Annotated in this window: 9 protein-coding genes; 7 read left to right on the top strand and 2 right to left on the bottom strand. The window is 71.8% G+C overall.

Annotation, left to right across the window (positions count from 1 at the left end):
* The 3 genes from QR78_RS07355 to QR78_RS07345 form a co-directional block, all read left to right on the top strand.
* A partial coding sequence (locus tag QR78_RS07355; protein WP_048426850.1) for an ATP-binding protein occupies positions 1–727 on the top strand: 727 nt, incomplete at its 5' end.
* Complete coding sequence (locus QR78_RS07350; RefSeq protein WP_048426849.1) at positions 724–1,356, top strand: response regulator; 633 nt, start codon at positions 724–726, stop codon at positions 1,354–1,356. The genes QR78_RS07355 and QR78_RS07350, both read left to right, overlap by 4 nt.
* Positions 1,357–1,683: 327 nt before the next feature.
* Complete coding sequence (locus QR78_RS07345) at positions 1,684–3,144, top strand: diguanylate cyclase domain-containing protein (RefSeq protein WP_048426848.1); 1,461 nt, start codon at positions 1,684–1,686, stop codon at positions 3,142–3,144.
* A 42-nt stretch (positions 3,145–3,186) separates the two neighbouring features.
* Here the strand turns inward: QR78_RS07345 and QR78_RS07340 are convergent, their stop codons facing one another.
* The gene (locus tag QR78_RS07340) at positions 3,187–4,455 is read right to left on the bottom strand and encodes an FAD-dependent monooxygenase (RefSeq protein WP_048426847.1); all 1,269 of its coding nucleotides are present in this window, start codon (positions 4,453–4,455) and stop codon (positions 3,187–3,189) included.
* Positions 4,456–4,583: 128 nt separating this feature from the next.
* Here QR78_RS07340 and tesB point away from each other — a divergent pair, with 128 nt between their 5' ends.
* The 3 genes from tesB to QR78_RS07325 all read left to right on the top strand — a co-directional run bounded on the left by tesB (position 4,584) and on the right by QR78_RS07325 (position 7,642).
* A complete protein-coding gene (gene tesB / locus QR78_RS07335) occupies positions 4,584–5,462 on the top strand; it encodes an acyl-CoA thioesterase II (RefSeq protein ID WP_048426846.1) in 879 nt (292 codons plus the stop codon).
* Positions 5,463–5,713: 251 nt separating this feature from the next.
* Positions 5,714–6,052, top strand: a complete 339-nt coding sequence (locus QR78_RS07330; protein WP_048426845.1) for a P-II family nitrogen regulator — start codon at positions 5,714–5,716, stop codon at positions 6,050–6,052.
* Between the two features lie 84 nt (positions 6,053–6,136).
* Entirely contained in the window at positions 6,137–7,642 is a 1,506-nt protein-coding gene (locus QR78_RS07325) for an ammonium transporter (protein ID WP_048426844.1), read from the top strand.
* Between the two features lie 129 nt (positions 7,643–7,771).
* Here the strand turns inward: QR78_RS07325 and QR78_RS07320 are convergent, their stop codons facing one another.
* Positions 7,772–8,092 carry a nucleotidyltransferase family protein gene (locus tag QR78_RS07320; RefSeq protein ID WP_125901271.1) on the bottom strand — a complete coding sequence of 107 codons (321 nt, stop codon included), beginning with the start codon at positions 8,090–8,092 and terminating at the stop codon, positions 7,772–7,774.
* A gap of 175 nt (positions 8,093–8,267) precedes the next feature.
* Here QR78_RS07320 and QR78_RS07315 point away from each other — a divergent pair.
* Positions 8,268–8,748: DNA translocase FtsK 4TM domain-containing protein (locus tag QR78_RS07315; RefSeq protein WP_048426842.1), on the top strand; the 481-nt coding region annotated here is incomplete at its 3' end.

The following is an 8,748-nucleotide window of genomic DNA, read 5'->3' as shown; positions in this document are numbered from 1 at the left end:
GGCGGCCCGGGCCGCCAACCTCCGGCTCCACCGCCGGCTCCTCACCGCCGAGGAGGACGAGCGCCGGCGCACCGCGCTGGAACTCCACGACGAGTTCGGCCCGTGCCTGTTCGCGCTCGAGGCCAATTCCTCGTCGATCGCCCGCATCGCCGGGACCCTGGACGAGCCGGCGCGGGGCCGCCTGACCCAGCGCACCGACGACATCGCGGCGATCGTCAAGCGGGTGCAGACCATCAACCGGGCGCTGCTCAACCGCCTGCGCCCGGCCGGCCTCGGCCAGGTGCCGCTCGCCCGGTGCCTCGAACTCCTGGTGCGCGAGGCCGCCCGGCACCACCCGGAGATCGGTGTCGAGGGCCGCTTCGCGCCGCTCAAGGACGGCTACGGCGATCTCGTCGACCTCACCATCTATCGCTGCGTGCAGGAGGGGCTGACCAACGCGCTCCGCCACGCCGGGGCGGAACGGGTGGTCGTCGCGGTCGCCGAGGAGGCCGACGGCCGCCTGCGCCTCACCGTCGAGGACGATGGCGGCGGCTTCGGACCGCAGCCGGGCGAAGGGCCGACCGAAGGGCAAGCCGAAGGATTCGGCGAAGGCCGGGGCCTCGCCGGGATGCGGGAGCGGGTCGAGGCGCTCGGCGGCCACCTGGCGCTGGCCCCGCGGGCGCCCGGCACGGCCCTGCGGATCGTGCTGCCGGCCGGCCCCGAGACACCCGAGGAGGAGTCGCCGTGACCCGCATCGTCGTGGTCGACGACCACCCGATCGTGCTCCGCGGGGCCCGCCGGCTGCTCGAGGATACGGGCGCCGAGGTGCGGGAGGCCGCGAGCCTGTGCCAGGGCTACCGGGCGATCCTGCGCCACGAGCCGGACGTGGCGGTGATCGACCTCACCTTCCCGGGCCGCGACCTCGGCGGGCTCGCGCTGATCGGGCGGGTCCGCAAGCGGGCGCCGACGACCCGCATGATGGTGTTCAGCATGCATGCCGACCCGGCGGTCGTGGCCCGGGCGCTCGCCGCCGGCGCCGTCGGCTACGTGCTCAAGGACGCGCCCGCCGGCGACCTGGTACGCGCCTACGAGCAGGTCCGGGCCGGCCGGCCCTACCTCGACGGGACGCTCGCCACCGCGGTCGCCCTGCTCCAGGCCGACCCGCGCCGCACGATGCTGACCACCCTCACCAAGCGGGAGCGCCGCGTCCTCACGCTGCTCGCCGAGGGCCGGGGCTACACGGCGATCGCCGAGGATCTGTCGGTCAGCTACAAGACCGTGACCAATGCCTGCGCGGCCCTGCGCCAGCGCTTCGGGCTGGCGAGCCTGACCGAGCTGACGCATTTCGCCGTGCGGCACGCGGGGGATCTGCGCTGAAGCGCTCGGAGCCCGGATCGGTTCGGGTTTTCACCGAGGGGATGGTCGTCGCCGACCGTGTGCGGAAGCCGGCACTATCCCCGCCTCGATCTGTGACGAGGCGTGGCCGGGTGATCGGGACGGGCGGACCGTCGTCTGTCCGCTCGGCGGCACGGTGAGGTGCGAGCGGACGCCTTCCATCGACGGGGCCGGCACGGTGGTTGGGCTTTTCACGATTTCGGGAGACGCCGTCCCGCCGGGGCGACGTCACGGGCGGTTAAGCTCGCGCGTCGTAGAGCCGTCGCCGCGTTCTCGCGGCGGCGAGGCGAGGTGGGGGCGGAGCGGCGCATGTCGGACAACGAGCACGAGACGCTCCGGCAGAAGGCCCTGGCCGAGATCGCCCTCCTCGATACGCCGCCCGAGCGCGAGTTCGATGCCCTGGCGAAGCTCGCGCAGCGCATGCTCGGCACCAGCATGTCGTCCATCACGCTGATCGCCCCGGAGCGCCAGTGGTTCAAGGCCTATTGCGGGCCTCTCGCCCCGCAGACCCCGCGGGATCAAGCGTTCTGCCCGATCGTGGTCGAGACCGGGGCACCGCTCGTTGTCGCGGATGCCCGGCTCGATCCTCGCTTCGCCGGCAGCCCGTTCGTCACGGGCGCACCGAACATCCGCTTCTACGCGGGCGTCCCGGTCCGCGTTCAGCGGCCCGGCAGAGGCCCGGTGACGGTCGGGACGCTCTGCGTCCTGGACGAGAGGCCGCGCGAGCCGACGCCGACCGACGTGGAGGTTCTGGAGGTTCTGGAGGGTCTGGCCTGCCTCGCCGAGGCTCTCATCGAGGCGCGATCCGTCGCCCGGCGCGCTGCCGAGGCCGCAGAGGAACACCGTCTGACCGCGGAGCGGCTGGAGCGCGAGCGTCGCCAGTTCAAGCAGGCCGAACGCATGGCCGACATGGGGTCCTACCGATACGACATCGAGAGGCAGTCCACGGCGTGGTCGGACGGCGTCTTCGCCATCCACGAACGGCCGATCAGCGGCGGCGTCCCGACTGACGAGATCCTGAACCACTTTCCCGAGCCGGACCGCACCGCGTTCGTCGCCGCGGTGATGCGCACGCTGGAGACGGGCGAGCCGTTCGAGCTGGATGCCGATTTCGTCACCGCGAAGGGCAATGCGCGGCGCGTGCGATGCTCCTGCGAGATCGAGCTCGCGAAGGGCAGGCCGGTCGCCCTCATCGGCCTGATCCAGGACATCACCGAACGGCACGGCTTGGAGCAGCGTCTGCGTCATCTGGCTCGCACCGACGATCTGACCCAGCTGGCCAACCGCGTCGAGTTTCACCGGGTTCTCGATGCCCGGCTGCGGGCGGCACGCGCGGCGGACGGCGACGTGGCCGTCCTCCTGATCGACCTCGACGGTTTCAAGGGCGTCAACGACGTCCTCGGCCATGCCGCGGGCGATGCGGTGTTGCGCCGTGTCGCCGATCGACTGCGCGCCTCCTGCACCGCCGGGAGCTTTCCGGCGAGGCTCGGGGGCGACGAATTCGCCGTCGTGCTGTCCGCCGGTGTCGATGGCGTGGGAGTGGATCGCACGGTGCGGCGCCTGCTGCACGACCTCGAGATCGTCATGGAAGGCTCCGGTCACATCGCTCGGGTGACGGGAACGATCGGGATCGCGTGGTCGAGCACGGCCGGGCAGGACCGCGATCGGCTCCTGCGTCAGGCCGATGCGGCCCTCTACGCCGCCAAGCGCACCCGGAAGGGAACGGCGGCGACCTACCGTGTCGACGCCGATTACCGGCAGGCGGGTTGAACCTGCCCCCCGCTGCGACGCGCGGGAAAGCGTGCCCTTGCGCTACAACGCCTCCCCCCGCATCAGCCGCGGCTGGCGCCCCCGCAACCCCGCGGCTTCGCGGATGAACAGGCGCTTGAGGCCCGGCATCCGGTCGACGAGGCCGAGGCCGAGGTCGCGGGCGAGGCGCACCGGGAGCGCGTCGGTGGAGAAGAGACGGTTGAGGCCGTCGGTAGCCGCGCCCATCGCCAGGGTGTCGAAGCGGCGGCTGCGCTCGTAGGCTTCCAGCGCCTCGGGGCCGCCGGGGTCGAGGCCGAGGCGCATCGTGTCGGCAAGGGATTCCGCCAGGGCGGCGGCGCTGCGCAGGCCGAGATTGAGGCCCTGCCCGGCGATCGGGTGGATGACGTGGGCGGCGTCGCCCAGCAGCAGCAGGCGCTTCGCGCCGAAGCGCCGGGCGATGCCGAAGGCGAGCGGATAGGCCCTCAGCGGCGATTCGAGGGCGATTTGTCCGAGCGCCAGGCCGAAGCGGCGCTCGACCTCCATCAGGGCCTCCTCCGGCCCGCCGCCGAGGAGCGCCGGCACGTCGGCCTGGCGCTCGGTCCAGACGATCGAGGAGCGGTGGCCGAGGGGCCCGCCGGGGGGCAGCGGCAGCACCGCGAAGGGGCCGGAGGGCAGGAAGTGCTCGATCGCCCGGCCCTCGTGGTCGCGCTCGTGCGCCACCGTCGCGACGATGCCCGATTGCGGATAGGACCAGCCGACCCAGCCGATGCCGGCCGCCTCGCGCAGGCGCGAGCGGGCGCCGTCGGCCGCCACCACGAGGTCGGCCCGGATCGTGCGCCCGTCCGGCAGGCGCGCGACGATGCGGTCGGCGTCCGGTACCGCCGCCTGGACCGGGCTTGCCTCCAGCACCACGCCGGCCGCCGCGGCCGCATCCCGCAGGGCCGCGAGCAGGCCGCCGCCCTCGACCATGTGGGCGAAGGGCTCGCCCTCGGCCACGTCGCCCTCGAAGGTCAGGAAGGTCGGCCGCACCGGGTCGGCGAGGCGGCTGTCGGTGATCACCATCTCGCGGATCGGCTGGGCGCTCGCGCAGACCGCGTCCCAGACCCCGAGGCGCTCGAGCATCCGCCGGGCGGCGGCCGCCACCGCGTAGGCGCGCAGGTCCCGGGGCGCGTCCGCGCGGCCGAAGGCCGGGTCGCAGACCGTGATCCGGACCGCCTCGCCGAGGGCCTGGCGCAGGGCGAGCGCCAGGGCCAGCCCCGGCAGCCCGCCGCCCGCGACCACGATCTCCCGCGCCGCCGCCCGCCGCCCGCTCACGCCTTCGCCCTGCGCCATGTCGCCAATGCCCGCTGCTCAATCCTCGGGCAGGGCTCTTAGCACGTCGGGCGGCGGGTTGCGTCGCTTGACGGCGCGCATCGGCCTGCGTCAGCTACGCGCCCCTCCCCTGGCCCGGATCTCTTCCCTTGCGCGCGGTCGCCGAACTCCTCGACATCCTCGATCTGGAGACGCTCGAGCAGAACCTCTTTCGCGGCCGCTCGCCGAAGGACCGCTGGCAGCGGGTCTATGGCGGGCAGGTGATCGGCCAGGCGCTCGTCGCGGCGACCCGCACCGTGCCGCCGGAGCGCCGGCCGCACTCGCTCCACGCCTATTTCCTGCTCGGCGGCGACCCGAAGGTCCCGATCGTCTACGAGGTCGACCGCATCCGCGACGGCCGCAGCTTCACGACGCGGCGGGTGGTGGCGATCCAGCACGGCCGGCCGATCTTCTCGATGTCGGCCTCCTACCACGTCGAGGAGCCGGGCTTCGATCACCAGGCCCCGATGCCGGCGGTGCCGATGCCCGAGGACCTGCCGGGCGAGGGCCTGCTCAAGGCCTCGATGATGCCCCGCATGCCCGAGCCGGTCCGGGCCTATTTCGAGCGCGAGCGGCCGATCGAGCTGCGCCCGGTCGAACCCGAGCGCTACGGCGAGCGCAAGCCCGGCTCGTCGCGCTTCCACGTCTGGATCCGGGCGACCTCGCGGCTGCCGGACGATCCCGCCATCCACCAGGCGGTGCTGGCCTACGCCTCCGACATGACGCTCCTCGACACCTCGCTCAGCCCCCACGGCCGCACGGTGTTCGAGAGCGAGATCCAGCCGGCGAGCCTCGACCACGCCCTGTGGTTCCACCGGCCGTTCCGCGCCGACGAGTGGCTGCTCTACGCCCAGGACAGCCCGAGCGCGTCGGGCGGCTGCGGCTTCGCCCGCGGGCTGATCTTCACCCGCGACGGCACGCTGGTGGCCTCGGTCGCTCAGGAGGGCATGATCCGCGAGAAGCGGACGGCTCCGACGCCCGAAGCCTGATCCATTCTGCCTTATTACCAGGCATTTGCTGATTTTTTGAACTGCAATGCCGCCGGGAGCGGCTTCAATCTCCGCAATCGGCCCAGGAACCGGGCAGCGTAGCCGCATCGTGCGGTCCGCTCGCTGGCACGTTCCTTGATTGGATGTCCCCGAGACCGGCGCCGGGCCCCGATGGGTCCGTTCGGGCGCCGGATCACGTCCCGACCCGGCCGCAAGCCGGCGGGAGCGCCAATCGAAAGGGGGCTCGTCCCATGAAGATCGTCATGGCCATCATCAAGCCGTTCAAGCTGGAGGAGGTCCGCGACGCCCTCACCAGCATCGGCGTGCACGGCCTGACCGTGACCGAAGTGAAGGGCTACGGCCGGCAGAAGGGGCATACCGAGATCTATCGCGGGGCCGAGTACGCCGTCAGCTTCCTGCCCAAGCTCAAGATCGAGGTGGCGGTGGCGGTCGACCTCGTCGCGAACGTCGTCGACACCATCGCGGCCGCCGCCCGCACCGGCCAGATCGGCGACGGCAAGATCTTCGTGATGCCGCTCGAGAAGGCCGTGCGCATCCGTACCGGCGAGACCGACGTCGACGCCCTCTGAGACCTTGCCCGCGCGGGGCGGCTTTTCGCGCCCCGCGCCCCCTTTCCCGTCATTGCCTTCGATTCCATCGGGAGTTTCTCTTCCATGAAGCTACGCAACGTCCTGGCTCTGGGCCTGGGAGGCGCCGCGCTCGCGCTCCTCCTGGTGGAGCCGTCCCTGGCGCAGACGCCGACGGTCGAGGCGGCGCCGGCCGCCGCCGCGGCGGCCCCGGTGCCCAACAAGGGCGACACCGCCTGGATGCTGATCTCGTCGGCGCTGGTGCTGATGATGTCGGTGCCCGGCCTGGCGCTGTTCTACGGCGGCCTCGTGCGCACCAAGAACATGCTGTCGCTGCTGACCCAGGTCTTCGCGATCGTCTGCGTCGCCTGCATCGTCTGGGTGTTCTTCGGCTACAGCCTCGCCTTCACCAATGGCGGCGGCCTCAACGACTTCGTCGGCGGCTTCTCGAAGGCGTTCCTGCGCGGCGTCGACGCCAACTCGGTCGCGGCCACCTTCTCGAACGGCGTCGTCATCCCCGAATACGTCTATATCTGCTTCCAGATGACGTTCGCGATGATCACCCCGGCGCTGATCGTCGGCGCCTTCGCGGAACGGATGAAGTTCTCGGCCCTGCTGCTGTTCAGCACGCTGTGGCTGATCTTCATCTACTTCCCGATGGCGCACATGGTCTGGTACTGGGGCGGCCCGGATGCGGTCGGCAACGCCGCCAAGGCGCTGGCGGCGGCCACCGACGAGGCCTCCAAGAAGGCGGCCCAGGACGCCCTCGACGCCGTCAACGCCGATGCCGGCCTGCTGTTCAAGTGGGGCGCCCTCGACTTCGCCGGCGGCACCGTGGTGCACATCAACGCGGGCATCGCCGGCATCGTCGGCTGCCTGATGCTCGGCAAGCGCATCGGCTACGGCCGCGACCTGCTCGCCCCGCATTCGCTCACCATGACGATGATCGGCGCCTCGCTGCTGTGGGTCGGCTGGTTCGGCTTCAACGCCGGTTCCAACCTGGAGGCCAACGGCTCGGCGGCGCTCGCCATGATCAACACCTTCGTGGCCACCGCGGCGGCCGGCCTGTCCTGGCTCCTCGTCGAGTGGGCCGCCAAGGGCAAGCCGTCGCTCCTCGGCATGCTCTCGGGCGCGGTCGCCGGCCTCGTCGCCGTCACCCCGGCCTGCGGCTTTGCCGGTCCGATGGGCTCGATCGTGCTCGGCCTCGTCGCCGGCGCCGTCTGCTTCGTGATGTGCTCGACCGTCAAGAACGCGCTGGGCTACGACGACTCCCTCGACGTCTTCGGCGTGCACTGCGTCGGCGGCATCCTGGGTGCGCTCGCCACCGGCATCCTGGTCAATCCGGCGCTGGGCGGCGTCGGCGCCCCCGACTACGCGACGAAGCCCGGCGAGCTGGTGGCCGCGGCCTACGAGTTCGGCCCGGCCTTCCTGGCCCAGGCCAAGGCGGTCGGCTTCACCATCATCTGGTCGGGCGTCGGCTCGGCGATCCTCTACAAGATCGTCGACGTGGTGGTCGGCCTGCGGGTGACGCAGGACGAGGAGCGCGAGGGCCTCGACCTCGCCGATCACGGCGAGCGGGCCTACAACTACTGAGGATTGGATGCGCCGGGGCGGTCGCCGCCCCGGCGCATCGGAGACGAGAGAAGCCCCGGCGCAGTCGCGCTGGGGCTTCTTTTCTGTGGCATGACCGTCAATCGGCCGTCCGGGGAAGCATGTCGCCCCTCAGGAGCCGATCTTGGATTGCACCTCCGCAAGCAGGGCCTCCGCCTGAGCGACGGCCCATGCTGCCTCGTCGGAACCGGGCGGCTCGGAGGTATCGTCGGCCAGCATCCTGATTTCGTGCACGCGATTGAGCGCCCGTCCAAAGGCGGCATCGCCGTCATCATCATGCATGCCGCGGGCGCGGCTGCCGAACAGCACGACGTCCTTCACCGGATAGCGCCCAACGAGGTGCCGTACGAAGATCCGTGCCGCCCGCGCGGTCTCGGGAGCGGGCAGGACGGGAGCGGGCAGGACAGAAGCGCGCATGACAGAAGCGGGCATGGGCGCCTCACGCGTTCATGACGGGATTTGATCCGGTCACCCGGAAAAGTCCAGCAGAGCCAGCGGCTTCCCGCCGGTCTCCCGCAATGCCGCAAGATCCAGTTAGCCTTAAACCACCATTAACCGCACCGCCCCATCCTCACGGTCCAGTTCCGCGTACCCGGTATCGTCCCGCATGCGTTCGCTTCGTCGCTCGGCATCGCCCTACGATGGCCTCATCGACACGCTCCGCGCGTTCCTGACGCGGCGGGCGACGGAGGTCACCGGCCTCGCCCTGCTCGTCGGGGCGGCGTGCTTCACCGTCGCCCTGGCGACGTGGTCGATCGACGACCCGAGCCTCAACCACGCCACTTCGCGCGCCGCCCGCAACCTGCTCGGCTTCGGCGGCGCGGTGGTGTCGGATCTCGGCATGCAGCTCCTGGGGCTCGGGGCGCTCGCCTTCGCGCTGCCGCCGGCGGTGTGGGGCATGCGGTTGCTGCGCACCCACCGGCTCGCCCGGATGCAGCTGCGGATCGTGCTCTGGATCATCGGCTTCGGGGCGGCGAGCGGCATGGCGAGCGCCCTGCCGCCGACCGCCCGCTGGCCGCTGCCGACCGGCCTCGGCGGGGTCGCCGGCGATGCGCTGCTGGGTGCCGCCAAGGCGATCGCCGGCGACC

The sequence above is a fragment of the Methylobacterium indicum genome (assembly GCF_001043895.1).
GTDB lineage: Bacteria > Pseudomonadota > Alphaproteobacteria > Rhizobiales > Beijerinckiaceae > Methylobacterium > Methylobacterium indicum.
Note: the sequence above shows the minus strand (reverse complement) of the source record. Positions and strands in the feature narration are given on the sequence as shown.